27 protein-coding genes are annotated in these 25,169 nt (G+C 38.9%); 25 read left to right on the top strand and 2 right to left on the bottom strand.

Features of this window, described 5'->3' with window-relative positions:
* The first annotated feature begins 7 nt into the window (after positions 1–7).
* The 3 genes from PT281_RS05710 (at position 8) to PT281_RS05700 (ending at position 4,077) form a co-directional block, all read left to right on the top strand.
* Positions 8–703, top strand: coding sequence for an L-ribulose-5-phosphate 4-epimerase (locus PT281_RS05710; RefSeq protein WP_277152803.1), 696 nt, complete (start codon positions 8–10; stop codon positions 701–703).
* An 82-nt stretch (positions 704–785) separates the two neighbouring features.
* Positions 786–2,690, top strand: coding sequence for a beta-glucoside-specific PTS transporter subunit IIABC (locus tag PT281_RS05705; protein WP_277152801.1), 1,905 nt, complete (start codon positions 786–788; stop codon positions 2,688–2,690).
* Positions 2,677–4,077, top strand: coding sequence for a glycoside hydrolase family 1 protein (locus tag PT281_RS05700; protein ID WP_277152799.1), 1,401 nt, complete (start codon positions 2,677–2,679; stop codon positions 4,075–4,077). Before PT281_RS05705 ends, PT281_RS05700 begins: the two co-directional genes overlap by 14 nt.
* A 48-nt stretch (positions 4,078–4,125) precedes the next feature.
* Here PT281_RS05700 and PT281_RS05695 read toward each other — a convergent pair whose 3' ends face one another.
* Complete coding sequence (locus tag PT281_RS05695; protein WP_277152797.1) at positions 4,126–4,782, bottom strand: hypothetical protein; 657 nt, start codon at positions 4,780–4,782, stop codon at positions 4,126–4,128.
* 61 nt (positions 4,783–4,843) lie between these two features.
* On the opposite strand from PT281_RS05695, the gene yaaA reads away from it, so the two are divergent.
* The 11 genes from yaaA to PT281_RS05640 all read left to right on the top strand — a co-directional run bounded on the left by yaaA (position 4,844) and on the right by PT281_RS05640 (position 13,120).
* Positions 4,844–5,611 (top strand): peroxide stress protein YaaA, encoded by a 768-nt coding sequence (yaaA, locus tag PT281_RS05690; RefSeq protein WP_277152795.1) that lies wholly within the window; start codon positions 4,844–4,846, stop codon positions 5,609–5,611.
* A gap of 62 nt (positions 5,612–5,673) precedes the next feature.
* Positions 5,674–6,276 (top strand): histidine phosphatase family protein, encoded by a 603-nt coding sequence (locus PT281_RS05685; protein WP_277152793.1) that lies wholly within the window; start codon positions 5,674–5,676, stop codon positions 6,274–6,276.
* Positions 6,277–6,400: 124 nt separating this feature from the next.
* On the top strand, positions 6,401–6,922 hold the full coding sequence (locus PT281_RS05680; protein ID WP_277152791.1) for a TetR/AcrR family transcriptional regulator: 522 nt from the start codon (positions 6,401–6,403) through the stop codon (positions 6,920–6,922).
* On the top strand, positions 6,922–7,983 hold the full coding sequence (locus tag PT281_RS05675; RefSeq protein ID WP_277152789.1) for an ABC transporter permease: 1,062 nt from the start codon (positions 6,922–6,924) through the stop codon (positions 7,981–7,983). Before PT281_RS05680 ends, PT281_RS05675 begins: the two co-directional genes overlap by 1 nt.
* A gap of 1 nt (position 7,984) precedes the next feature.
* Positions 7,985–8,659 (top strand): ABC transporter ATP-binding protein, encoded by a 675-nt coding sequence (locus PT281_RS05670; RefSeq protein WP_277152787.1) that lies wholly within the window; start codon positions 7,985–7,987, stop codon positions 8,657–8,659.
* Positions 8,660–9,124: 465 nt separating this feature from the next.
* The gene (locus PT281_RS05665; RefSeq protein WP_277152786.1) at positions 9,125–9,346 is read left to right on the top strand and encodes a hypothetical protein; all 222 of its coding nucleotides are present in this window, start codon (positions 9,125–9,127) and stop codon (positions 9,344–9,346) included.
* Between the two features lie 89 nt (positions 9,347–9,435).
* Complete coding sequence (locus PT281_RS05660) at positions 9,436–10,062, top strand: TetR/AcrR family transcriptional regulator (protein ID WP_277152784.1); 627 nt, start codon at positions 9,436–9,438, stop codon at positions 10,060–10,062.
* 137 nt (positions 10,063–10,199) lie between these two features.
* Positions 10,200–10,739: an NAD(P)H-dependent oxidoreductase gene (locus PT281_RS05655; RefSeq protein WP_277152782.1), complete on the top strand. Its 540-nt coding sequence runs from the start codon at positions 10,200–10,202 to the stop codon at positions 10,737–10,739.
* Positions 10,740–10,750: 11 nt separating this feature from the next.
* Positions 10,751–11,299 (top strand): NADPH-dependent FMN reductase, encoded by a 549-nt coding sequence (locus tag PT281_RS05650; protein ID WP_277152781.1) that lies wholly within the window; start codon positions 10,751–10,753, stop codon positions 11,297–11,299.
* A gap of 85 nt (positions 11,300–11,384) precedes the next feature.
* Positions 11,385–12,176, top strand: coding sequence for a tyrosine-protein phosphatase (locus PT281_RS05645; RefSeq protein ID WP_277152779.1), 792 nt, complete (start codon positions 11,385–11,387; stop codon positions 12,174–12,176).
* Between the two features lie 8 nt (positions 12,177–12,184).
* Positions 12,185–13,120 (top strand): FAD:protein FMN transferase, encoded by a 936-nt coding sequence (locus PT281_RS05640; protein ID WP_277152777.1) that lies wholly within the window; start codon positions 12,185–12,187, stop codon positions 13,118–13,120.
* A 118-nt stretch (positions 13,121–13,238) separates the two neighbouring features.
* On the opposite strand, the gene PT281_RS05635 is transcribed toward PT281_RS05640, so the two are convergent.
* Positions 13,239–13,775, bottom strand: a complete 537-nt coding sequence (locus PT281_RS05635; protein WP_277152775.1) for a CvpA family protein — start codon at positions 13,773–13,775, stop codon at positions 13,239–13,241.
* A 159-nt stretch (positions 13,776–13,934) separates the two neighbouring features.
* Here PT281_RS05635 and rsmG point away from each other — a divergent pair, with 159 nt between their 5' ends.
* The 11 genes from rsmG to PT281_RS05580 all read left to right on the top strand — a co-directional run bounded on the left by rsmG (position 13,935) and on the right by PT281_RS05580 (position 25,125).
* Positions 13,935–14,657, top strand: coding sequence for a 16S rRNA (guanine(527)-N(7))-methyltransferase RsmG (gene rsmG, locus PT281_RS05630; RefSeq protein WP_277152773.1), 723 nt, complete (start codon positions 13,935–13,937; stop codon positions 14,655–14,657).
* A gap of 16 nt (positions 14,658–14,673) precedes the next feature.
* The gene (noc, locus tag PT281_RS05625; RefSeq protein WP_277152771.1) at positions 14,674–15,522 is read left to right on the top strand and encodes a nucleoid occlusion protein; all 849 of its coding nucleotides are present in this window, start codon (positions 14,674–14,676) and stop codon (positions 15,520–15,522) included.
* A 14-nt stretch (positions 15,523–15,536) separates the two neighbouring features.
* A complete protein-coding gene (locus tag PT281_RS05620; protein ID WP_277152769.1) occupies positions 15,537–16,316 on the top strand; it encodes an AAA family ATPase in 780 nt (259 codons plus the stop codon).
* Positions 16,294–17,181, top strand: a complete 888-nt coding sequence (locus tag PT281_RS05615) for a ParB/RepB/Spo0J family partition protein (protein ID WP_277152767.1) — start codon at positions 16,294–16,296, stop codon at positions 17,179–17,181. The genes PT281_RS05620 and PT281_RS05615 overlap by 23 nt, the downstream gene beginning before the upstream one ends.
* A complete protein-coding gene (locus PT281_RS05610) occupies positions 17,174–17,443 on the top strand; it encodes a DUF951 domain-containing protein (RefSeq protein WP_277152765.1) in 270 nt (89 codons plus the stop codon). Before PT281_RS05615 ends, PT281_RS05610 begins: the two co-directional genes overlap by 8 nt.
* Before the next feature lie 32 nt (positions 17,444–17,475).
* Entirely contained in the window at positions 17,476–18,576 is a 1,101-nt protein-coding gene (gene ychF, locus PT281_RS05605) for a redox-regulated ATPase YchF (protein ID WP_277152763.1), read from the top strand.
* A gap of 9 nt (positions 18,577–18,585) precedes the next feature.
* A complete protein-coding gene (locus PT281_RS05600) occupies positions 18,586–19,380 on the top strand; it encodes a DUF1129 family protein (RefSeq protein ID WP_277152762.1) in 795 nt (264 codons plus the stop codon).
* 144 nt (positions 19,381–19,524) lie between these two features.
* The gene (locus tag PT281_RS05595) at positions 19,525–21,249 is read left to right on the top strand and encodes an ABC transporter ATP-binding protein (protein ID WP_277152760.1); all 1,725 of its coding nucleotides are present in this window, start codon (positions 19,525–19,527) and stop codon (positions 21,247–21,249) included.
* 9 nt (positions 21,250–21,258) lie between these two features.
* A complete protein-coding gene (locus PT281_RS05590) occupies positions 21,259–23,121 on the top strand; it encodes an ABC transporter ATP-binding protein (protein ID WP_277152758.1) in 1,863 nt (620 codons plus the stop codon).
* A gap of 158 nt (positions 23,122–23,279) precedes the next feature.
* On the top strand, positions 23,280–23,966 hold the full coding sequence (locus PT281_RS05585) for a response regulator transcription factor (RefSeq protein WP_277133269.1): 687 nt from the start codon (positions 23,280–23,282) through the stop codon (positions 23,964–23,966).
* A 4-nt stretch (positions 23,967–23,970) separates the two neighbouring features.
* Positions 23,971–25,125, top strand: a complete 1,155-nt coding sequence (locus PT281_RS05580) for a HAMP domain-containing sensor histidine kinase (protein WP_277152756.1) — start codon at positions 23,971–23,973, stop codon at positions 25,123–25,125.
* Positions 25,126–25,169 lie beyond the last annotated feature (44 nt).

Here is a 25,169-nt window from a genome sequence, read left to right as displayed (position 1 = left end):
GAATAAGATGCTTGAACAGTTAAAAGAAGAAGTCTACCAAGCAAATATGTCATTGCCCAAATTAAATTTAGTAACTTTTACATGGGGCAATGTATCTGGAATTGACCGTGATGCTGGATTATACGTGATTAAGCCGTCGGGAGTGCCCTATGAGGAACTTAAGCCGGATGATTTGGTAGTAGTTAACTTAAAGGGTGAGGTTGTGGAAGGCGATAAAAATCCGTCATCAGATACGCCGACACATACGTATTTATATAATCATTTTCCCAAAATTGGCGGCATTGTTCATACTCATTCACCTTGGGCAGTGTCATTTGCGGCAGCTAAAATGGATATTCCTGCACTGAATACCACACATGCGGATACATTTTATACTAATATTCCGGCAGCTGACGCCTTAACTAAGGAAGAAATTGAAGAAGATTACGAGGGCAACACTGGCAAAACAATTGTTAAAACTTTTAAGGAGCGGCATCTAGATTATGAGGCAACGCCAGCAGCTTTAGTCAGCCAGCATGGGCCATTTGCTTGGGGCGAAAATCCTGAAAAGGCAGTGTATAATGCGAAAGTTTTAGAAATTGTTGCCGAAGAAGACTTTCATACTTTAGAATTAACACATCAAAACTCAGAATTGCCGCAGTACTTGCTTGATAAGCATTATTATCGTAAACATGGACCAAATGCTTATTATGGACAAAAATAATAAAAAAAGTTAAAGTTAAATTATTTTAAAGTGTGTTATTAAAATTTAATATATTTATTTTTTAGGAAAGGTAATATATAAGATGGATTTCCAAGCTTTAGCTCAAAATATTTTGACTAATGTCGGGGGTAAAGAGAATATAGTTAGTCTGGAGCGCTGTTTTACGAGATTACGTTTCGTTTTAAAAGATAACAGTAAGGCAAACAGCGATCAAATTAGTCATTTAGAGGGCGTTATTCAAGTGTTAAACGCCAATGGCCAGTTTCAGGTTGTACTTGGCAACAATGTTGCTAAAACCTATGAGGCAATTGAACCAATGATTGGTGAAGTAACTGCGACTTCTGCAGCTGAAGATACTGAATCCAAAGAAAAGGTTGGTTTAGGAACTAAGATTATTAATACAATTGCCGCAATTTTTACGCCAACTGTCCCAGCAATTGCTGCTTCAGGGATGATTAAAGGGATTTTGGCGATCGCAGTTATTGTGGCGACTAATGTTTATCATACGGATATTACTAAGTTTGATACCTATATTATTTTAAGTGCGGCATCAGATGCACTGTTTTACTTTATGCCGATTATTTTAGCGAGGTCTTCTGCTAAAGTTTTCAAAACCAACGAATATATTGCAATGGTAATTGCGGCGACGCTTTGTTACCCATCAATTGTTAGTTTGATGACGGGCAAAGCAACGGTTACTTTGTTTGGCTTGCAGATTACTAAGGCAAGTTATACCTCATCGGTTATTCCAATTATTATTGCCGTCTTTATTTTGGCTTATGTGGAACGCTTTATTGACCACATCATGCCAGATGTCTTAAAGATTATTATGGTACCGACACTTTGTCTGTTAATTATGGTACCGGCAACCTTAATGCTGTTTGGACCAATTGGCATTTATCTTGGTAACTTTATCAACTGGCTTTACTACTACATTATGCACTTTAGCCCGATTTTATTGGGTGCCTTTATTGGAGGCATTTGGTGTGTATTGGTTGTCTTTGGTGCTCACCGGGCAATTATTCCGATTGGGATTAATGATGTTGCTAAAACCGGTCACCAAAATTTACTAGCCTTTGCAGGTGCGGCCAACTTTTCTCAAGCTGGTGCTGCGTTAGGTGTTTTCTTAAAAACTAAAAATAAAAATCTGAAAACTGTTTCTGCTTCGGCAACAGTAACGGCACTATTTGGGATTACTGAGCCGGCAATCTATGGTACTAACTTACGGTTGAAACGCCCGATGGTCTATGCGGTTATCAGTGGTGCATTAGGCGGCGCTTTAATGGGCTGGGGCGGTTCGTTTGGTAATGCCTTCGCCAATCAAGGTATCTTGACAATTCCCGTTTATGCCAGCAGCGGCGTGAAAGGCTTTGTTTGTTATCTATTAGGATGTGCCATTGCCTTCTTTGGTGCCTGCATTTTGACGGTTGTCTTGGGCTTTGAGGATTTACCAGAAAAATTACCAAGTCAAAATAGTGAAGAATTAGCGACGATTCCAGTCGCCGCAACTGAAGATGAAAAAATCACGGCGCCGTTAGCAGGAGAAGTAATTGCTTTATCCCAAGTTAAAGATGAGGTCTTTTCATCAGGAGCAATGGGCAAAGGAGTTGCGATTATCCCGACAAATGGCGAGGTCGTGGCGCCTGAAGATTGTGAAGTGCAAGTTTTATATCCAACAATGCATGCCATCGGCTTATTATTGGATAATGGGATTCAATTATTAATTCATATTGGTCGTGATACAGTTGAACTAAAAGGTAAGTACTTCACCAGTCATACTGAAGTTGGTGCACACTTAAGAAAGGGTGACCCAATTGTTAGTTTTGATTGTGCTAAGATTAAGCAGGCCGGCTATGATCTGACAACACCAGTAATTATTACTAATGCTAGTTCTGATGCAGAAATTACAATGACAGATGAAAATGAAGTGACGCCAGACAGTGTCCTAATGGAATTTAAGGGTAAGGTAACAAATGAAGAAGTTTAATGATAATTTTTGGTGGGGTGCTTCGTCGTCCGCCTTTCAAATTGAAGGTGCCTGGAATGAGGATAGCAAGGGCGAATCGATTGCGGATTATAATTCGTTTAAACATTCAGACCAACAAGCTGATACCAAGGTCGCCAGTGACTTTTATCATCATTACCAAGAAGATATTAAGTTAATGAAGCAGATGGGGATGAAGGCTTACCGCTTCTCGATTGCGTGGACTAGAATTATTCCCGATGGGGACGGAATCGTCAACCAGGCGGGAATTGACTTCTATAATCATGTGATTGATGAGTGTCTTGCTAATGATATTATTCCCTTTGTGACCTTGTACCACTTTGATTTACCGCTGGCTTTAGTTAAAAAATACAATGGCTGGGCTAGTCGCGATTGTGTTAGAGCTTTTCGCCGGTATGCACAGATTTGTTTTAAGGCTTTTGGCGATCGGGTCAAGAACTGGCAGGTAATTAATGAACAAAACTTGATGGTGCGGGTCAATGAGCGAATGAATATGGATAACGTACCGCAAGATGAGGTCGAGAAGGTTCGCGCCCAGATGGATTATCACATGTTCTTAGCTTGTGCGTATGCCATGAATGATTGCCACCAAATGGTTGCTGGCGGCAAGATTGGCCCCGCAATCTCATCGACAATGACTTATCCAGTCAGTGACCAGCCGCTTGATGTCTGGGCTGCTAAAATGAACGATAATTTTAAGACTAATTATGCTTTGGAAATGTATTGCTTTGGTAAATATCCGGGTTACTACCGGCATTTTTTGCAGGAGCAGGGTATTTATCCGCAAACTGCCAGTGGTGATGATGCAGTCTTAGCAAGTGCTCATCCTGATTTTATTGCGGTTAATTATTATCGGACATTAGCGGCAGAATATTTACCAGCTGACCAAGAACATCCAGTTGGGCAGCGCGTTAGTGATATTGATTTTGACCTTTATGGTTACTTCAAAATCAAAAAGAACCAGCATTTAAAGGCAACTGAATATGGTGCCCAAATTGATCCACTGGGCTTGCGCCTGGTTTTGAATGAATATTATGAAAAGTATCGCCTGCCAATGATTATTACTGAGAACGGCTTGGGCACGGCAGATAAACTCACTGAGGATGGCAAAGTTCACGACCAATACCGAATTGATTATCTAAAAGCCCATATTGAAGCGTGTTATGATGCAATTCAGGATGGTGTTGAGCTGTTTGGCTATTGTCCGTGGTCAGTAATGGATATCTTGAGTTCTCACCAGGGTTTCAAGAAGCGTTACGGGTTTATTTATGTTAATCGCACCGATTTTGACTTAAAGGACATGCGCAGAATACCTAAGGATAGCTATTATTGGTATCAAAAGGTAATTAAGAACAATGGCTTAGAATAATAAAAAAATACTACGTTTGAAATTAATAAACGTAGTATTTTTCGTTATTTAGAATTTGGTTTCAAGAATATCATCTTCAGGACGGTGTTCTTGAATCCGTAGAACCTGCCAAGGAAATTCTTCAACTGGCTCGGCTAAGTCAATTATCAGTGTGTTATCTTCATAAGTGAACTTAAGGTCAACACGCTTTTCAATCCATTCAACGCGGTTAGGTTCATGTGTTAGACCAGTAATGGTAATCTTTGTTGGCAATGGCTGCTTGACGAAAACATATTTTTGATAATGCATGTGACGATTTTGCAATACAAAACTATCGCCGTCAGCACTGATTGCGCAAGGCTCACTTTCATTGAAGGCATGACCAAACATGTGCATCCAGTCATTAATTGGCGTTAAAAGTTTTTTACTTTCGTCGGTTAATTCACCGTTGTCTGCAACGGTCAAATTAATTACCGTGGCTTTGCCGGCTTCACGCTGCTTCATCATTGCATCGATTACGTTATCTGGTAGATAACTTTGTCCAAGACCCTCGTTAACTAGGGCAATCGTGTACTTGGCGCAGGCAGCTTGAAAAGCTTCTTGGGCACCATCAGCTGCGACGGCGCGTGCACCAATATCACGTGCGGTTTTGACTAGTAAGTCAGCGTTGACCTTTTCGGGGTTAGTTAGTTTAAAATTTAAGACAATTGCAAAATCAGGATTCATCGAATCTCTCCTTAGATATAATAATATTAAGTTTAACTCTAAAAGAAGGAAAATACGAAAAATGAAAATTATTATTTCACCAGCCATGAAAATGAAAGTTGACCGTGAAGCTTTTCCAGTCCGGTCAACGCCGCAATTCTTACCGCAAGCTGAGCAATTAGCAGGATACTTAAAAAGCTGCAGTTTAGAGCAATTAAAGGCTATCTGGCAGTCAAGTGAACGAACAGCTAAAGAAGGGCAAAAGCAGATTGCACAACTTGATTTAAAGCAGAGTGATAATTTAACGCCGGCGGTTATTTCTTATTCCGGCATCCAATATCAATACATGGCAGCCGATTTGTTTACTACACCTGCACTTGATTATTTGCAGGACAAGGTGCGGATTTTATCGGGCTTATATGGCGTTTTGCGGCCATTTGACGGTGTGTGGCCGTATCGCTTAGAAATGAAGAATAAAGTAATTGGTTTTGAGCAGCCGAATTTGTATAAATTTTGGGGCTCGACGATTGCAGATAATTTATTTAATGATGAAACAGTGTTAATAAATTTGGCCTCTAAAGAATATTCCAGAAATATCAGGCCATATTTAACAGCTAAGCGGCGCATGATTAACATTGATTTTCAAGAGTTAAAGAATGGCCAATGGAAGACTGTTGGTGTGCATGCCAAAATGGCGCGTGGCGAAATGACGCGCTTTATTGCGGAAAATCAGCTGACTAAGCCTGAGCAATTACAGGACTTTAGTGATTTTGGCTTTCAATTTATCCCAGAAGAAAGTAATGCCGCTAATTATGTTTTTCGGACAGAATTTGATTTTAAGAGACGGTAAGTGGGTGTTAATTATTCCAGACTAATAGTAAAATATACCTAGTTGATAGGTGAGGTTTAAGTATGGAAATTGTTTTTGTTCGTCATGGTCAAACTGATTTAAATAAGACGGGGCGTATTCAGGGCTCGCGTTTTGATAAGGACTTAAACGCGGCGGGGCGTGCCTATGCCGAAAAAGCCGCGGCTCATTTTGATCCATCTGCGTTTGATGTCGTCTTTTCAAGTCCAATGAAGCGGGCACTTGAAACTGCACAGATTTTCACCAAGGGGCAAAAGAAAATCAAGATTGATAAACGCTTAGTCGAATTTAACTTTGGCGAATGGGATGGGCAATTATTAACAGAATTGGGTCAAAAATATCCTGATGCCGTTGATCCTTGGGGTAAGGCGAATGCGAATTACATCAAATATGCCCCGCATGGCGAGAGCAATGAGGAATTAAATAATCGCTGCGGGCAATTTTTAGATGATCTCACGCAAAATTATGCTGGTAAAAAAGTGTTGGTGGTTTGTCATGGCACGTTAATTCGGATGATGTTCGCGCATTATTTTACCAATGGTGATTTTACTTACTTTGATACAATGAAAAACTGTGCTTTAGCTAAAATCTCGTACCGTGACCATACACCACGCATTAACTATTATAATCAAATATTAGCGCTTTAATAAATTATAAAAGATCCTTATGGATCTTTTTTATTTGCATAATATTTGACTATGCAAGTTTGATACTGATATCATTTTATAAAAGTGACACTGTGTCACTTAACTAGAAAAGGGTGGTAACGGAATGGTCAAGGCAACTTTTATCAACTTGCCGCAAGTAAAAAAAGACCTCATTACACAGGCGCTGCTTAGCGAATTTAGTCATTATCCACTTCAAGAAGCACAGGTGGCACGAATTGTTAAGGAAGCACAAATTGCTCGTGGGGCCTTTTATAAATATTTTACAGATTTGCTTGATGCTTACAGTTATTTATATGGGCTGGCACTTCGCGAAATTCATGCCGATATCAAGGTTACGCCTCAGTTTGAGCCGCAGATTTTTTATCTGAATGTGGTCAATTTTGTTGAAAAAACACATGCCAGTAAGTATGCACTCTTAATCAAAATGCATGTTTTATATAACGAAAGCATGCTGGCAAAGCCGGCGCAAACTGCTAAGCAGGCAGAATTAAGTCCGCAGAATTGGAGCGCGATGGTCTTAAGCCACGCTGCTATTCGAGCTGTGCTCACAAATCCTAGTCAAAAAGACGACATTTTGCTTCGTTTTAAGGCGAGTTTAGAACTATTACAGAAGGGGTCAAATTAATGTTTTTAGCAATTAAAGAAATTAAACGAGAAAAATTGCGTTATGGCCTAATTGTTTTGATGATTTTTTTAATCAGTTACTTGATTTTTATCTTATCGTCACTATCAATTGGTCTGGCAAGTGAAAATACGCAGGCATTAGAATCATGGGACGCACAAGCAGTGGTCTTGAATAAAAATGCCAATGTTAGTATGAACCAGTCGGTATTAACCAAGTCTGACTTGAAAAATGCCACAATTGGCAAAAATGAGGCGCTGGTTGGGCAAACAGCGGTAGTTGTTAAGAATAAGAAACGGCCGCAGATTTCCGCTCAATTTATTGGTCTTAAAAAGAATCAGTTTATTTATCATGCCCAAGAAATAATTGCTGGTCGTAAGGCTAAAACCAAGCAGGAAGTGGTTGCTGACCAAACCTTTAAGATTAAGGGCTACAAGCTTGGCGATAAATTGGCATTAAATGGTTCTAAGAAAAAGTATATGATAGTCGGCTTTGCCAAGAATGCCAAGATTAATATTGCGCCAATTGTTTATGGCTCGCTTAATTCGTGGAAGACGCTGCGCCAAGGAATGCCTGACATGCAGGCTTCGGCAATCATTTCCCGTAATTCTAATTACAAGTATCATCATGCCGACAGCAAGACTTACCCAATTAAAACCTTTATTAATAAGCTTCCAGGTTATACTGCCCAGAATATGACCTTTGAGCTCATGATTGGCTTTCTTTTTGTGATTTCACTGATTATTATTGCCGTCTTCATGTATATCCTAACGATGCAAAAGATGCATAACTTTGCGGTGATGCGTGCGCAAGGAATTCCTAGCGGTACGCTGGTTAACGCAACAGTTAGTCAAGCAGTTATCTTAGTGGTTGTTGGGGTAGTAATTGGCCTAGCCGCAATGTTATTGACTGCAAAAGCCTTACCAGCCGCTGTGCCAATGAGCTTCACGCCGGCAATTATGTTGAGTGGTGCTGGCGGAATGCTTTTGACAGGAATTATCGGCAGCTTAATTCCAATTAGATCAATTTTGAAGGTAGATCCAGCAAAGGCAATAGGTGAATAAGATGGCAGTCATTGAATTAAAAAATGTCCAAAAAATTTATGGTAAAGGTGCCGCGGAAGTTAAGGCACTTAAGAATATTAATTTTACGGCTAATAAAGGTGAAGTTGTCCTAATTATGGGTCCATCTGGTGCTGGTAAAAGTACTTTTTTAACCATTGCGGGTTCACTGCAAAAGCCAACATCTGGTGAAGTCTTAATTAACGGGCAAAATATTGCTCATTTAACGACTAAGCAAAGTAACCATCTGCGGCTTAATCAGATTGGTTTTGTCTTGCAAGCTTATAACCTAGTACCATTTTTAACGGTCAAGGAGCAATTTGAATTAGTTGATCGAGTTAAAAAGCAGGGCAATATCGATCAGGCTACTTTGACAAAATTGCTAAAGCAGTTAGGAATTACAGCTTTAGTTAATAAGTATCCTGGTGAATTATCCGGTGGTCAGCAGCAACGAGTCGCAATTGCCCGCGCCTTATATGCTAATCCGGAAATTTTGCTGGCGGATGAACCAACAGCATCTTTGGACAGCAAGAATGTTGACGAGGTTGGTCAATTATTTAAAAATTTGGCCAAAAATTATGACAAGGCAGTCTTACTAGTAACTCATGATCCTCGTTTAGAGCAATATGCCGACCATATTTACGAGATGATGGATGGTGAAATGACACAAACAAAATGATCGTTATTTAATCTTTGATAAAAATGCACAATGCTTTAATCAATAAAAGAATTGTGTGTTTTTTTGTTGATTATAGAAAAATAGAGATAGTTAATGCGCTTTTTTTGAAAATTACCACATTTTACTTTATTACTTTTGTTGTTATTATTTATTAAAGTTAATTATTTGTTTATATTCTATAAAAGTTGTTCTTGACAAAGAGCTTTAAAGTTTATTATCCTAGTTAATATATGACTTATTTGTTATTTTTAGCATGATAAAAGAACACAGCGATTTTAAGCGAGATTTTTAGGTTAATATTGAAAGCGCTGATGGTACTGATAGATAAAGGATACATACTCATCATAAAATAACTAAGAGCCATGAATTGATGTGTACTTAATTGTTATATAATTGTGCGAAAATCACGTGATTATTATTGATTATAATTAAGTGATGAGCCGTTAATTTAGAGTGAGGCAAAAAATGAACGAAGTACCAAAAGATAAATCAATTGAGTTAACAACAGATTATCAAAATCAAAGTATCAATATTCAGTTTTCGGATGAATTAACAGATGATCGTGAACGTGGGTATATTTTATCGGCAGCTTTCTTTTCCTTTTGTGCTTCTCAAGGGTTGAGCAAATCGGAAGTAAGTGAGATGGTTTCGTCTTATTATGATCAATTTTTAGAAAATAATAAGTGATAAGTATTCAATTTAATTAGCAGTACTAAATTGACCAACCAGTCTTAAGCATTCGAATGGATAGTTTTGAAAGTTTTAAGGGAAAAACGATGGCGAGAAAAAAAGAAATAGGAAGAGACAAGATTTTAAATATTGCCTACAAAATGATAATTAGAGATGGCGTTGAAAGCTTGACGGCACGTAATATCGCAAAAGAAGGGCATTTTTCAACACAGCCCTTATATCTTGAGTTTAGTAGTATGGATGAACTTAAGGAAGAAGTACTAGATAAAATTGCGGAAAACTTACAAGATAATGTTTTGCAAAAAGAATATACGGGTCAACCCTTGATTGATATGGATTTGTCCTATATTGACTATGCTCAAAAACATCAAAATCTTTTTCGGGCGACGTTTGTGGACGGCAAATTAGGTAGTAAGCGAATTTCCAACATGTTGATTGATTTGGGCGTCAAAAAATTCAATGACCAATACCAAGACACTGATTATAGTGAAGAAAAAATCGTGAATATTGTTGTCGCTAATTGGATTACCACAATAGGTATTGCTTCACTACTTGTTAATGAAATTGCTACTTTTTCGCGTACCCAAGTTATTAATGTTTTAACAGCCCAAATTAATGATGCGATTTTAAATGATTGGCTGAGTAAAAGTAAGAAGATTCCGCTATTTGACGTGAAAGATTATAAGAAGCAAAGAAAAAGTATCAATGCTTAATCTTATTAATGATTAGCGCAAAGCATCTATATTATATTTGTTTGGCTTGATAAATAAAAGAGCAGGTTAATGTTCAAAAAATCTCATATAGGCTATAATAAATTATAGAAATTAGTTTTTTTGAAAGGTGGGTTTTTATGAAAATCCTAGCATTATCTGGCTCAAATGCCAATAATTCGTTTAATGAAGCATTGCTTAAGTTTATTTCTAAGCATTTTGCTGATAGATATGATTTTAAACTGGCAACTGTAAAGGGCTTGCCAATGTTTAAAGAAGGTCAAGATGAACCTGAATCAGTTACTGCTCTTGGTAAAGAAATTGAAGCAGCTGATTTAGTATTAATCGGTTCTCCTGAACAACAACACTCAGTTACTAGTGCTTTGAGTAGTGCACTTGAATGGTTATCAAGTACTTCTCATCCATTTACTAAGAAACCAGTTGTAATTGTTTCAACTTCACCAATGCCACAAGGTGCTGCACGTTCACAAAGCCGGTTAAAGAACTTATTGACTGCTCCTGGTTTTAAAGCAGTTGTCTTTAATGATGACGAGTTTATGATGGGTAACGGACCAAAACAATTTGATGCTAATGGTGATCTTGTTGATGAAGACACTGTTAAATTCTTAGGTCAATTCTTTGACGAAGTTGACGAATGGTACGCACAAGTTACTAAGTAGGAGGACCAAGAATGAAATTATTAGCAATTGTTGGTACAAATGCAGACTTTTCATATAACCGCTTTTTAGCAAACTTCATTGCTAAGCGTTACAGTGATAAGGCTGAAATTGAAGTAAAAGAAATTGATAAATTGACACCATTCTGCAGAACGCAAATGGCTGATGATACGATCAAGGCTTGGATTGAAGACATCAAGTCAGCTGATGGTATTATCATTACTACTCCAGAATACGATCACACTATTCCAGCTCCATTAAAGAGTGCTTTGGAATGGCTTGGTTCACATGCTGGTCCTAATGTAATGAAGATGAAGCCAGTTGCCGTTGCTGGTGCTTCATACGGTATGCAAGGTTCTAGTCGTGCTCAAGAAGATATTCGTGAAATCTTACTTTCACCAGATATGAGTGCTAATGTTTTGCCAGGTAATGAAGTTTTAATCGGCGGTGCCGCAGATAAATTTGATAAAGAAACTGGCGAATTAACTGATGAAGCTACCATTAAATCATTAGATGGCATGATGGATAACTTTTTCAATTTTGTTAAGCAAGCAACCAAATAAAGTTTTGCTAGAATGCTTGGCATAGAGTAAAATAATCGGATAGGAGAACTATCCGGTTATTTTTTTTGCTAGAAAGTGTATTTACATGTCTGATCCTGTAGTTTTACCAGTAGCATCTGTCCGTAATCCCCGTGATTTAGGCGGTTACCGTGGTTTTGAAAATCGCAAAATAAAAATGCGTCGTTTGCTTAGGACGGGTAATATTAGTAAAGTTACGGCACAAGACCAACAGTTTTTGCTGGATTATGGTCTAAAAAAAGTCATTGACTTACGCTCGCCGGCAGAATGTAAAATTAATCCTGATCAAGAAGTCGAAGGCGTTGAATATTATCAACTGCCGCTAGGAATTGAAGATAATACTTCTGGTGGCGGCAGCCAAATAGAAGAAAACAAGGCGAAATATCGTCAGGATCAGTATGCTGGGTTGAAGATGATGTGTAGGCGTTATCGCAAACATATTTTAAATAAGACCAGTCAGGATAGTTTTCACCAAATTTTGGAATTAGTTGCTAATCAAGATCAAGGGGCAATTTTGTATCATTGCTCGGAGGGTAAGGACAGGACAGGTCTAGTAACGCTATTAATTTTGCATATTTTAGGGGTTAATCCTGAAACGATTCGCCAGGATTATTTATATTCCAATTATATGTTAAATGATTATCGCGCTGTTCGTGATCGCCAGTTTAAGCAGAATGGTGAAAATGACAAGTTTCGGGCTAATATGCGTGTTTTGGGCTCAGTTAGTGATGCGTTTTTGGACACCAGTCTGATTACAATTGATGAAAAATATGGCAGTTTAGACACTTATCTTGAACAAGCAGTGGGGATTACGCCGCAAGTTCAAGATGATATTAGAAACAAGTATTTGGAAAAGTAGGAATAACAATGATTGATGACTTAGCATTAGAACAAGCAGTTGGTCGCCATCGTGCTTTGGGTACAGCCATTACGCTGCAAATTTTTGGTACACATGACCAAGACATAATTAATAAATCCTTTGATTTAATCGATCATTATGAAGACTTATTAACAGTTAATCGTGATCACTCTGAAGTAATGAGTGTTAATCAGGCTGCGGGAAAATTCCCAGTCCAGGTGTCAAGCGCAACTTACGGCTTAATTAAGTTAGCAGTCAAAGAAAGCCAAGCCAATTTTGGCTTTAATGCGTTGATTGGACCACTGGTTAAGTTGTGGGCAATTGGCTTTAAAGGCGCTCATGTGCCAACTGATGCGGAAATTAAAGAAAAAATGAAATTAATTGATCCGTTTAATGTGGTTCTTGATGATGCCAACCAAGCTGTCTTTTTAACTAAGGAAGGCATGGAACTTGATCTTGGTGGAATAGCCAAAGGCTGGATTGCGGATCGCATTCGCGATTTTTGGCATGCTTATGGTGTTAATGCTGGTATTATTAACCTTGGCGGGAACATTCTACTGGTCGGTGATTCACCTAAACGTGCTAGTGGTCAATGGTCAGTAGGTGTTCAAGATCCTAAAGAAAAGCGGGGCAACAATATTACGTCAGTTATGGTACCTAAATGTTCAGCAGTTACTAGTGGTACGTATGAACGGTATTTAGTTGTTGATGGTCACAAGTACCACCACCTAATTGACCCGCGGACTGGCTACCCAGTAGAAACTGATTTGGCTGGGGTGACCACCTTTACTAAAGACTCGGTTGAAGCTGAAATTGAGTGTAAGCGGCTGTTTTTTGCTGGGCATCCAATAGCGGGCTGGCATGATGATCCAGACCGTGTGGGTGCAATTTTTGTTTATAATGATGAGCATGTTGAATATGACAATTTTGATAAACATAAATAAAAAATTAGTCAATTAGCGTTAATTTTTAATTTATGTTACTTAAAATAGATTAAATAAAAGGACAAAGCGTAAAAACGTCTTGTCCTTTTGTGTTAATTCTAAATCTTGATAACAAAAATTATGCTGTTGTTCTACTGATACTGAAAATACTGTTGAATACGCCATTTGATAATCCTGGAGTGTTATAAATAATAAACCGTAAGAATGATGAATCAAGCGTTTGCTGGATGAACCATGGGTTTTGCAGGGTGTTAAGCATTGATAAAATAATATAAACAAAAAAGTAACTGGCAACAAAGGAAACGATGGCACCTAATACACCGTCTAAAATACTGCCGAAATTAGTCGCGTGTGGATTTTTGCTTGGTACCCAACCCTTAAAAATTTTAATTACCATTTTGCCGACAAATAACAAAATAAAGAAGGCAATGAAGCGGAATAAAATCAAATTCGTGCCCGGTGTTAAAGTGGTTTGGATATTTTTCCCGGTAATTTGACCATAGAGCCAGTTACCCAGTGGGTTTTGAAATAAAATTGCAACGATAAAAACGATCGCGGCAAAAATTAAATTAATAACTAATTTAGTAAAGCCTGTTTGGTAGCCCTTGTAGGTTTTGAGAGCTAAATAGGCTAAAACAATTAAAGTAACAATCATGGTTATCTCCTTTGTCGAATATTATAGCTTATTTTTGCGCATTTAGACTTTGACGATTGCCTAAAAATACTTCATAATTAAAGAGATGTAATGGCTTTACAATAAGCTGTTTTTGGCGTTAAATTTATAGAGTGTGAAACAAGGTTTCACGGGTGAAAAATGAATCCTGAACAATTTGTCCAAGAATTATCAAAACATAATTTTAAGTTAAGTGAAAAGCAAATCAAACAATTTAAACTTTATTTTACCAACTTGGTGACGGCGAATGAGCACGTTAATCTGACGCGGATTACTGCCCAAGAAGATGTCTATTTAAAGCATTTTTTTGATAGTATCACGCCGCTATTTGTCTTTAGCTCAGTGTTTAAACCAAATGCCACTTTGTGCGATGTTGGTGCTGGTGCTGGTTTTCCATCAATTCCGTTAAAGATTTTAATGCCGCAATTGCAGGTAACAATTGTTGATTCGCTAGGTAAAAGACTAACCTTTCTGCAAGATTTAGTTACCAAGTTGGACTTACAGGGCGTAACCTTAGTCCATGGCCGAGCCGAAGATGTCGGGCAAAATAAGTTGTACCGTGAGCAGTTTGACCTAGTAACAGCGCGCGCGGTTGCTAACATGGCAGTTTTAAGCGAATATTGCTTGCCGCTGGTTAAAACAAACGGTTACTTTGTTGCTTTAAAGGGTCCCAAGGCTGAAAGCGAACTAAAGGACAGTCAAAAGGCAGTTAAAGTATTGGGCGGTAAGGTGATTGAAGTTAAAGAATTAACGCTGCCCGAAAGTGACGAAGAGCGGACACTGATTCTTGTTCAAAAATTGCAGTCAACACCTAAGAAATATCCGCGGCAGGCGGGTACCCCGCACCGAAAACCAATCCATTAATAGAGGAGGACGCGATATGTCAATCTTTTCTTCTTTACGACATCATGATGATATTCCTAAAGATAAGCAAATTAAAGATATTGAATTAACTAAAATCAAAGCCAATGCCTACCAACCACGGCGTGAATTTTCGGATGAGTCAATTCGTGAATTAGCATCAACTCTTGATAAGGATGGACTTTTACAGCCGATTATTGTCCGCGAGCAGGGTGATAATTATGAGATTATTGCTGGCGAACGGCGGTATCGTGCGGCTAAGCACTTGGCTTGGGAGACCATTCCAGCGATTGTGAACAACATGGATGATAGTCAGGCTGCTTCTTTTGCTTTGATTGAAAATTTACAGCGTGAGGATTTGAACCCGATTGATGAAGCCCAAGCTTACGATAATTTGATGAAGTTAAACAACTTGACGCAAACAACTTTGGCTAAAAATATCGGTAAGTCACAATCATATGTAGCTAACAAATTACGTTTATTAAAATTAACGCCTAAGGTGCAGAGCTACCTAGCTAATGGGCAAATATCGCCGCGTCATGGGCGCTGTCTTGTAGGTCTTAGTGAAAAGGACCAAGGTCGCGTTTTAGATGAAGTTTTAGCTAATAATTTAAACGTTAGTGATACCGAAAAAATCGTTAAAGATGTCGACGGCTACTTTGTTAATAAGAAAAAGCAGGTTAAGGATCAAGAACGGGCCGAGCAAACCAAAAGAGCTGCCAGTCGCATCCCTAAAGACATGCAGGTACAGATTAATACGATTAAGCAGGCGGTTAAATTGGCTAAGGAATCTGGCATTAAGGTCAAAGTTAAGGAAAACAATGATCCTAACGACTATATGATTACGATTGAGTTGAAAAGAAATTAGGAAGGCGGAGCAAAATGGTAAAAGTGATTTCGATTGCTAACCAAAAGGGTGGCGTTGGTAAGACAACAACGACAATTAATTTGTCGGCTGCTCTTGCTGAGCGTGGCTATCATGTTTTGATTATCGATATTGACCCGCAGGGAAACTTAACTTCTGGACTAGGGATTGAAAAGTCAGAAATTAATGATGATATTTATAGTGTACTGATTAATGACGTGCCGTTGAAAGATACCATCTTTCATACGTCAAATAGAAATCTAGATCTGGTGCCGGCAACAATTAATTTGTCTGGTGCCGAAACTGAACTAATCAGTATGATGGCAAGAGAGACGCGCTTAAAATCAGCGATTGATGTTGTCAGCAACGATTATGATTTTATCTTTATTGATTGTCCGCCGTCCTTGGGTCAGTTATCAATTAATGCCTTTACGGCATCGGATTCGATTTTGATTCCGGTTCAAAGTGAGTATTATGCAATGGAAGGACTAAGCCAACTGCTAAACACAATTCGTTTAGTCCAAAAGCACTTTAATAAGGATCTGGGTGTTGAAGGTGTTCTACTTACAATGCTGGATGCCCGGACTAATTTAGGTGCCGAGGTAGTCAAGGAAGTGCAATCATACTTTGCTAAAAAGGTATATAAGACAATTATTCCGCGAATTACCAAGTTAGCAGAAGCGCCAAGTTATGGTCAATCGATTGCAGAATATGCCCCTAATTCACGTGGCGCAAAGGTTTATGATGATTTGGCAAAAGAGGTGCTGAAGAATAATGGCAAGAGACTCAAGAAATAACGAACCAAAGAAAAAAGGCGGTCTTGGCCGCGGGATTGAAGCCTTATTTGAGGATGAACCACAGGTTGAAGAAACTGAAGAAGAAATTCTCGACCTTGACCTAAGTCAAATTCGCCCTAATCCGTACCAACCGCGTAAGAATTTTGATGACAAAGCCTTAAAGGAACTTTCAGATTCAATTAAAGAAAATGGTGTTTTTCAACCAATTATTGTGCGTAAGTCGGTTAATGGCTATGAGATTATTGCGGGTGAACGTCGTTTTCGGGCATCAAAATTAGCCAGGAAAACGACTGTGCCAGCAATTGTCCGTGACTTTGACGAAGGACAAATGATGGAAGTTGCCGTTTTGGAAAATTTGCAGCGTGAGGACTTGTCCCCACTTGAGGAAGCGCAAGCGTACGAAATGCTGCAAAAGAACCTGGGCTTAACGCAAGAAGAAGTTTCTAAACGGATGGGCAAGTCGCGGCCGTATATTGCTAATTACTTGCGGTTATTGACCTTGCCAACCAAGACGAAGCACTTACTGCAACATGGGCAATTATCAATGGGTCAGGCAAGAACACTGCTTGGGCTAAAGAACAAGGATAAGATTGATGAAGTTGCCAAGCAGGTTGTTAAGGAAGGCATGCCAGTGCGCAAAGTTGAAGCATTGGTAGCACAATTGAACGCGAAAAAGCCGGTCAAGAAGACCACCCATAAATCCGCCTTTATTCGGGCCAGCGAACACCAATTGGCTGATAAATTAGGCTCAAGTGTCAATATTTCAGAGAGCAAGAAGGGCAAGGGGCACTTGTCAATCGGCTTTAGCTCGGTTGACGAACTGAACCGGATTCTTGATATTTTGGGAGTTGATCTTGATGAATAAGGAGATCGCTTATAATTTAGCTGATACTGTCCAGATGAAAAAGCCCCATGCCTGCAAGGTGAATGATTGGGAAGTTTTACGGCTCGGTGCAGATATTAGACTCAAGTGCATGGGCTGCGGGCATGTGGTATTGATGCCCCGCGGCAAGTTTACACATAATTTGAAAAAAGTTTTAACTAAAGCAAATGATCCGGTCAATAGTAAAAAAGAATTTTATGTTCCTAAAGCTGAAATTATCAGACCAGGTTTTAAACAAGAATAAGTAATAATTTTAAATAGAAAAAGAGGAAAAAGATGTCATTAACTGCTGGGATTGTCGGCTTGCCGAATGTTGGGAAGTCCACGTTATTTAATGCAATTACTAAAGCTGGAGCTGAAATGGCCAACTACCCGTTTGCCACGATTGAACCTAACGTTGGGATGGTTGAAGTACCAGACAAGCGGCTTAGCCGGATTCAGGAACTTGTGCCAGCTAAAAAGATTGTGCACACTACTTTTGAATTTACTGATATTGCGGGACTAGTTAAGGGTGCTTCTAAAGGTGAAGGTCTTGGAAACAAGTTCCTTGAGAACATCCGCCAAACTGATGCTATTATCCACGTTGTTCGTGCTTTTGAAGATGATAACATCACTTCTGTTACTGGTAAAGTTGATCCTGAAGAAGATATTAATACTATTAACTTGGAACTCGCAATTGCCGACCTTGATGCCGTTAACCGCCGGATTAATAAGGTAAAGAAGATTGCCCAACAAAATGACAAGGAAGCCAAGGCTGAATATGCTGTTTTGCAAAAGATTAAACCAGTCTTAGAAGATGGTAAAGCAGTTCGGTCAATTGATTTTACTGAAGATGAACAAAAATTAGTTAAAGGCTTCTTCCTCTTGACTGACAAGCCAGTGATTTATGTGGCAAACATCGCTGAAGACTCAATGGCTGATCCTGAAAGTGATGAATTTTACCAAATAGTTAAAAAGCATGCCGAAAGTGAAAATGCAGAATGCCTGGGGATTTCAGCTGCGACTGAAGAAGAAATTGCTGGTCTTGAAGATGATGAAAAGGCTGAATTCTTGGAAGCAGAAGGGGTAACTGAATCCGGACTTGACCGTTTGATTAGAGCAGCTTATCATCTATTGGGATTACGGACATTCTTTACGGCTGGTGGTCCAGAAACTCGTGCTTGGACTTTCCATGAAGGGATGAAGGCACCACAAGTTGCTGGTGTTATTCACTCAGACTTTGAACGTGGCTTTATTCGGGCTGAAGTTGTTTCTTATAGTGATTTAGATCAATTTGAAACCATGCAAAAGGTTAAGGAAGCTGGTAAATTACGCCTTGAAGGTAAAGATTATGAAGTTCAAGACGGCGACATTATTGAATTTAGATTTAACGTTTAGGACAAAATAATGGCAGAAGAAGAAAAAAAAGCAGAACAAGCAAAAATCGATACTAATAAGCAGGAAAAGTTGAAGGACAAGGTCGAAAGTAAGAACAAGGATGACCAAGTTAAGCAACTAAAGCCGGCAGACTTGCGCAAGCAACTGAGCAATAAGAATGCTGATTATGTTTTTCGTTTGCAAAAAGAATTGGAAACTCAAGGCAAGCTTAGTGAAACTGAAGCTGCAGGTAAGATTGATGAGTTGTTGCCGCAATTAGTAGTCGCACAACATCATGGTCACCCTGCCAGCACTTACTACAATATGGCTCCTAAATTAAAGGCGGCTGATATGTTAAAGCCGAAAAAACGGACAGCGGCAGATATTCCATTTTGGCAATATGCCGTTGATAGTGCTCTATTATATATTGCGATTTTCGTTGGTTTGTTTGGCATAATTGCCCTGTTTCAGACTAACCAAAAAACAAGTGCACAAAATTCGCAGATGGGTATTTTAACGCTTTTAGTTGTTGGTGCTATGATGGGCATCTTCATGACTAAGTATAATGAATGGGTGATCCCAGCTCAGACCAAGAACAAGAAAATTCCGTGGACTAAGTTAATTTTGGGTATGGTTGCGATGTTAGTCATTCTCTTTGTTCTTATTTGGGTTTTGTCAATGCCAGTTTTACGTGTAATTAACCCAGTCTTGTCTGGTGCTGGCAATATTATTGTGGCGGTAATTGCTTACGGGTTACGTTGGCTCTTTAGGCGGCATTATCAGATTATTGGTTCAGTCTTTACGCCAACCGCAAAAAGCAAATAATGTGATTTTTGTTTATAAAAGTAGTATACTAAACTATCAAATGCTAAAAAGGATAAACAGGTAATTTGCGTCTGTTTATCCTTTTTTGAAGCTTTTTGCAGGTATGAAAATATAATTGTTTAACATAAAAGAAAGAGGTATTTAATGATTAACACACTGCGTAAATCAATTCGACAGTATAAGAAACAGTCTTTACTGTCGCCTTTATTTGTCACGGGTGAAGTTATCATTGAAATGTTAATCCCGTATCTAGTTGGTATCTTAATCGACAACGGAATTATGAAGGGGAACATGGCCTACATTACCAAATGGGGTGCAATTCTTCTGGTTTTGACGATTGTTTCACTGGTTTTAGGAGCTAGTGCCAGTTACGTGTCAGCTCACGCCTCTGCCGGCTTCGCCGCTAATTTGCGTAAAGATATGTTTTACCATGTTCAAGATTATTCATTTGAAAACATTGATAAGTTTTCGAGTGCCAGTTTAGTAACACGGATGACAACAGATGTTAACAACGTTCAGATGTCCTACCAAATACTCATCAGAATTGCGGTTAGGGCACCGATGATGTTGATTGTGTCAGTTATCATGTCAGTTATTATTAGTCCGAAACTGTCATTAATCTTTGTCGTGCTGGCACCGATTTTCATTCTATTATTGGCCATTATCATTAAGAGTGCATATCCATACTTCCCACGGATTTTTAAGGGTTATGACCGAATGAACCAAGTAGTTCGGGAAAACATTCGTGGTATTCGCGAAGTAAAGACTTATGTTCAAGAAAAACCACAAACTGTTGAATTTAAAAAATCATCGGGTTTTATTTACAAGTTATTCTCAACAGCACAAAAGATTATGTCGCTAAACTCACTGGTCGTGATGGCTGTTTTGAATATTTCCAATCTAGCAATTTGCTGGTTTGGTGCTAAGGAAATTGTTGGCGGCGGTTTGCAAACCGGTCAGTTAATTTCTATGTTTTCATACTCCAATTCTGTTTTAAACAGTTTAAACATCTTGGCAATGATTTTTACTCAATTAGTTATTTCTGGAGCTAGTGGTCGCAGAATTGCTGATGTTATTAATGAAAAGCCATCGATTGAAAATCCACATAAGCCATTAACGCACTTTAATAATGGTGAAGTGATTTTCGATAACGTTAACTTTAAGTACAATAACGATGATAAGGAATTGGCTTTAAGTGACATTAATTTGCATATTAAGCCGGGTGAAACCATCGGCATGATTGGTAAGACAGGTTCGTCAAAATCGACGCTGGTATCGATGATTCCGCGGCTTTATGATACTGATTCTGGTGCTGTACGTGTTTCAGGTCACAATGTTAAGTCGTATGATTTGAAGACCTTGCGTGATAATGTTGCCATGGTTTTGCAGAATAACGTTTTGTTCTCTGGTACAATCAAGGACAACTTGAAGTGGGGTAACGAGAATGCAACTGATGAAGAAGTGATTGCAGCTGCTAAGGTAGCCCATGCTGATGACTTCATTCAAGAAATGCCTGACAAGTACGATACAATGGTTGAACAAGGCGGCACCAACGTATCAGGTGGTCAAAAGCAAAGAATTACGATTGCTCGTGCATTGCTAAAGAAGCCAAAGATTTTAATTTTGGATGATTCTACTTCAGCCGTTGATACCCAGACTGAACGTGAAATTCGAGAGGCATTAGCCAAGAATATGCCGGAAACAACTAAAATTATCATTTCACAACGAATTGTTTCAATTAAGGATGCAGACCGTATTGTTGTAATGGATGAAGGCAAAATCCAAGATATTGGGACCCACGATGAATTGATGAAGAACAACGAGCTTTACAGTTCAATTGCTAAGTTCCAAGAAGAGCAAAAGAAGTAGGTGAGCAATTTGGATAACGCAATAGAAAATAAAAATGCCAATAAAAGAGGTAAGCGTTCCACTACTCTGTGGCGGTTACTTAAATTAGTCGCAACTACTAGTCCATGGATGCTCATTACATCAATGATTGCGATTGTCTTGGCGGCTGGTGCTAACGTTTTAGGATCGCTGTTTATTGAACGGCTGATTAATGATTACATCACACCATTATTAAAGCAGTCACAACCTAACTTTATGCCGCTGCTTCATGCGATTGAAGTTATGTTTGGTGTTTATGCAATTGGTTTTATTTCTAACTACCTGTTTGCTGTTTTAATGGCTGTTTTGGCACAAAAGACGCAATACAGAGTTAGAAATGAAATGTTTGCTCACATGGAGCAATTACCAATTTCATACTTCGATCAAAATGACTATGGCGACATCATGAGTCGTTATACTAACGATATCGATACTTTGATGCAGATGATTTCGCAATCAATTCCGCAATTTATAAACTCAACTTTGAACTTGGTCTTTGTTTTGGCCGCAATGTTTAGTTTGAGTTGGCAGTTAACTATCTTTACGTTGATTATCTTTGCCTTATCAATCGGGATCGTTAAGTTCTTAACTACACGCTCATCACACTTCTTCCAACTTCAGCAAAAGGAATTGGGACAAGTTAACGGTTATAACGAAGAAATGCTGAATGGCTTAAAGGTTATTAAGGTCTTTAGTCATGAACCAGAAGTTGAAGCTGATTTTGATAAATACAATGAAAATTTGCGGGATGCCTCTGGTAAAGCTAATACTTATTCCACAATTTTATTCCCGATTATGGGGAATGTTGGTAACTTATTGTATGTTATTATCGCAGTTCTAGGTGGAGCAGTTGCTATTAACAAGATTGCGCCATTATCACTTGGTGTGATCGGTGCCTTCCTGCAATTATCCAAGCAATTCGCCATGCCGATTGCGCAGATTTCACAGCAATTGAACTCAATCGTGATGGCCTTGGCTGGTGCTGAACGAATCTTCCAATTAGAAGATCAACCAGTTGAAGTTGATAACGGTGATGTTACAATTTCTAAAGATGAAGACGTTAAGGGCACTTGGTACTGGAATGTACCGCAAAAGGATGGCTCAGTTAAGAAAATTAGAGTAAAGGGTCATATTGTTTTTGACAATGTTAACTTTAGTTATTCACCAGATAAGCAAATTTTGTATAACATTTCAATTGATGCAAAACCGGGAATGAAAGTAGCCTTAGTTGGTGAAACTGGTGCTGGTAAGACGACGATTTCGAACATGATTAATCGCTTCTACGAAATCGCGTCAGGAACAATTACTTATGACGGAATTCCGATTACTAAGATTAAGAAGGACGACTTGCGGCAGTCATTATCAATCGTTTTGCAGGATACGCACATGTTTTCGGGTACCATCATGGATAACATCCGCTTTGGTAATCCAGAAGCTAGTGATGATGATGTTTACCAAGCAGCACGCTTATCACATGCCAACGAATTTATTCATCATTTAGATGATGGTTATAAGACAGTAATTGATGGTAACGGCGGTGACTTGTCTCAAGGACAGATGCAGCTGCTCAGTATTGCTCGGGCAATGATTGCGGACGAACCTGTGATGATTTTGGATGAAGCAACGTCAAGTATTGATACGCAAACCGAAAAATTGGTACAAGCTGGGATGGATAACCTCCTTGCTGGTCGGACGAGTTTCGTTATTGCCCACAGATTATCCACAATCGTTAACTCAGACTTAATTCTCGTGCTTGACCACGGTCATATTATTGAAGCCGGCAATCACGACAAGCTCATTAAGGAAAAGGGCTATTACTACGAGTTATACACTGGTAAGAAAGAAATTGAATAATTTTTTCAAAGAGTTGAGAGTTTCTCAGCTCTTTTTTAATAAAAAGATAAAATTCTGCCTGATTAGTAGGTTTTAGCCTTAAAAATGATTAAAATATTAGGCATAGGCTTTATTGCACGATTATTTATAGAAATTAAATACAGGGGAGGATATGCCCTATGAAAATTTTGGTTGTTGATGATGATAAAGAAATCGTTGAGTTGTTGAGTATTTATCTTAAAAATGAGGGTTACACGCCAGTTGCGGCATATAGCGGCAAGGAAGCAATCACGCGTCTGACGACCACGCCAGATATTGCGTTAATGATTTTGGACGTGATGATGCCAAATATGAGTGGAATTGATGTCATTAAAGAAGTGCGCAAAGATTCTGATATTCCAATTATTATTGTTTCAGCTAAGACTGGTGATATGGACAAGATTCAAGGACTAATCACTGGCGCTGACGATTATGTGTCTAAGCCATTTAATCCGCTGGAAGTAATGGCGCGGGTACGCTCGCTCTTACGCCGCAGTCAAAAGCAGGTTAAGGATGAAAAGCCAGATGTTCTGGAAGTTGGACCACTGGTGATTAACCGTGATTCACATGAAGTTAAGACAATTGATGGCAAGGACATTCAGTTGACTGCGTTAGAGTTTGGCATTTTGTACTTACTAGCCAGTCATCCTAACCGGGTATTTTCTGCTGACGAAATTTTTGAGCGTGTTTGGCAGCAAGAATCGATTGTTTCAGCTAAAACAGTCATGGTTCACGTATCACACTTACGTGATAAAATTCAAAAAGCTACAGGCGGCGAGGATGTTATCCAGACCGTTTGGGGGGTTGGCTATAAGGTTGAGGCTTAATTAAATGAAAAAAGAACGCGTCAAGTTAACGGCTGCAGAAAAGAGCGAACTGTTTGCTGAAGGCGTCATTACGGTTGTATTGCTACTGCTACTTAACTTATCAATCATTATTTTGGTTAATTTGACCATCTTGCGCGACAAGAACCTGATTAATGGCATTTACTTCTTAAAGGAAACCATTACTCTTTATGGCGGGCGGCATTTGTGGTCATGGCAGCACACCTTTTTGCTGCTGATGGGTGCTGGGGATTTGTTGGTACTTTATTGGCGCTTAATTCGCCGCTACCACCAGATGCAACTACGTCACGTAATTTCGGAATTACATTATATTGCTCAAGGGCACTTTGACCACTGCATTTCTTTTAAAGTTAAAACAGACCTGCAAAAGGTGATTGATTCAATCAATTCCTTAGTTGACAGTACGGTGACCGCGATTAATGAAGAAAAGGCAATTGAGCAGTCTAAAGATGAACTAATTAGTAATGTTTCGCATGATATTAGAACACCTTTGACATCGATTATTGGTTATTTGGGTCTACTAAAAACGGGGGTATCGGATCCAAAAGACCAGCAAAAATATTTGGATATTGCCTATACTAAAGCAGAACAGATGAAGTCGCTGGCACATGACTTACTTGAATATACAACGCTTAAGTCAACGACAACTAAATTGAATTTATCGCCGTTGCACATTTTTTCAATGTTGGAACAGGTGGAGGCGGGGTTTGAATTTGAAGCGCAGAACAAGAACATCGAGTTTCAAATTGAAGTTCGTCCCCAAGACCTGACAATTCAAGCTGATCCAGAAAAGTTAGTCCGAGTCTATAACAACTTGATTGCTAATGCACTCAAATATGGTACTGGCGCAAGTCAGATTAAGTTAATTGCTAATTTAGTAAATGATAATGAAGTCGAGCTTCGTGTGGAAAATAACGGCGCGAAGATTCCGCAGGCATCGCTGAAGAAAATTTTCGAGCGTTTCTATCGTGTGGAAACTTCCCGTAATACTCAGACTGGCGGGACAGGTTTGGGCTTATCAATTACTAAGAGCATTGTTGATTTGCATCACGGTAAAATTCGCTGTGAATCCGACGATAATTGGACTAGCTTTATCATTCAATTGCCACTGGACTTAAAGAATGATAAAACAATCGGCTAGCTATGATATAATTTTGACTGAGATAAAAAAACAGAGGGGCACAG

The organism is Lactobacillus sp. ESL0701 (genome assembly GCF_029433445.1).
GTDB lineage: Bacteria > Bacillota > Bacilli > Lactobacillales > Lactobacillaceae > Lactobacillus.
The sequence above is the reverse complement of the archived record's forward strand: the minus strand, read 5'-3'. Positions and strand labels throughout refer to the sequence as shown.

Bases quoted from the DNA above. Each gene is read 5' to 3' on its own strand.
- PT281_RS05595 (WP_277152760.1), top strand. From the start codon at position 19,525: ATGATTAACACACTGCGTAAATCAATTCGACAGTATAAGAAACAGTCT.
- PT281_RS05655 (WP_277152782.1), top strand. From the start codon at position 10,200: ATGAAAATCCTAGCATTATCTGGCTCAAATGCCAATAATTCGTTTAAT.
- PT281_RS05685 (WP_277152793.1), top strand. From the start codon at position 5,674: ATGGAAATTGTTTTTGTTCGTCATGGTCAAACTGATTTAAATAAGACG.
- PT281_RS05705 (WP_277152801.1), top strand. From the start codon at position 786: ATGGATTTCCAAGCTTTAGCTCAAAATATTTTGACTAATGTCGGGGGT.
- PT281_RS05710 (WP_277152803.1), top strand. From the start codon at position 8: ATGCTTGAACAGTTAAAAGAAGAAGTCTACCAAGCAAATATGTCATTG.
- PT281_RS05675 (WP_277152789.1), top strand. From the start codon at position 6,922: ATGTTTTTAGCAATTAAAGAAATTAAACGAGAAAAATTGCGTTATGGC.
- PT281_RS05620 (WP_277152769.1), top strand. From the start codon at position 15,537: ATGGTAAAAGTGATTTCGATTGCTAACCAAAAGGGTGGCGTTGGTAAG.
- PT281_RS05600 (WP_277152762.1), top strand. From the start codon at position 18,586: ATGGCAGAAGAAGAAAAAAAAGCAGAACAAGCAAAAATCGATACTAAT.
- PT281_RS05670 (WP_277152787.1), top strand. From the start codon at position 7,985: ATGGCAGTCATTGAATTAAAAAATGTCCAAAAAATTTATGGTAAAGGT.
- PT281_RS05635 (WP_277152775.1), bottom strand. From the start codon at position 13,775: ATGATTGTTACTTTAATTGTTTTAGCCTATTTAGCTCTCAAAACCTAC.
- yaaA (WP_277152795.1), top strand. From the start codon at position 4,844: ATGAAAATTATTATTTCACCAGCCATGAAAATGAAAGTTGACCGTGAA.
- PT281_RS05680 (WP_277152791.1), top strand. From the start codon at position 6,401: ATGGTCAAGGCAACTTTTATCAACTTGCCGCAAGTAAAAAAAGACCTC.
- PT281_RS05640 (WP_277152777.1), top strand. From the start codon at position 12,185: ATGATTGATGACTTAGCATTAGAACAAGCAGTTGGTCGCCATCGTGCT.
- ychF (WP_277152763.1), top strand. From the start codon at position 17,476: ATGTCATTAACTGCTGGGATTGTCGGCTTGCCGAATGTTGGGAAGTCC.
- rsmG (WP_277152773.1), top strand. From the start codon at position 13,935: ATGAATCCTGAACAATTTGTCCAAGAATTATCAAAACATAATTTTAAG.
- PT281_RS05695 (WP_277152797.1), bottom strand. From the start codon at position 4,782: ATGAATCCTGATTTTGCAATTGTCTTAAATTTTAAACTAACTAACCCC.
- PT281_RS05700 (WP_277152799.1), top strand. From the start codon at position 2,677: ATGAAGAAGTTTAATGATAATTTTTGGTGGGGTGCTTCGTCGTCCGCC.
- PT281_RS05645 (WP_277152779.1), top strand. From the start codon at position 11,385: ATGTCTGATCCTGTAGTTTTACCAGTAGCATCTGTCCGTAATCCCCGT.
- PT281_RS05650 (WP_277152781.1), top strand. From the start codon at position 10,751: ATGAAATTATTAGCAATTGTTGGTACAAATGCAGACTTTTCATATAAC.
- PT281_RS05615 (WP_277152767.1), top strand. From the start codon at position 16,294: ATGGCAAGAGACTCAAGAAATAACGAACCAAAGAAAAAAGGCGGTCTT.
- PT281_RS05585 (WP_277133269.1), top strand. From the start codon at position 23,280: ATGAAAATTTTGGTTGTTGATGATGATAAAGAAATCGTTGAGTTGTTG.
- PT281_RS05580 (WP_277152756.1), top strand. From the start codon at position 23,971: ATGAAAAAAGAACGCGTCAAGTTAACGGCTGCAGAAAAGAGCGAACTG.
- PT281_RS05665 (WP_277152786.1), top strand. From the start codon at position 9,125: ATGAACGAAGTACCAAAAGATAAATCAATTGAGTTAACAACAGATTAT.
- PT281_RS05610 (WP_277152765.1), top strand. From the start codon at position 17,174: ATGAATAAGGAGATCGCTTATAATTTAGCTGATACTGTCCAGATGAAA.
- PT281_RS05660 (WP_277152784.1), top strand. From the start codon at position 9,436: ATGGCGAGAAAAAAAGAAATAGGAAGAGACAAGATTTTAAATATTGCC.
- noc (WP_277152771.1), top strand. From the start codon at position 14,674: ATGTCAATCTTTTCTTCTTTACGACATCATGATGATATTCCTAAAGAT.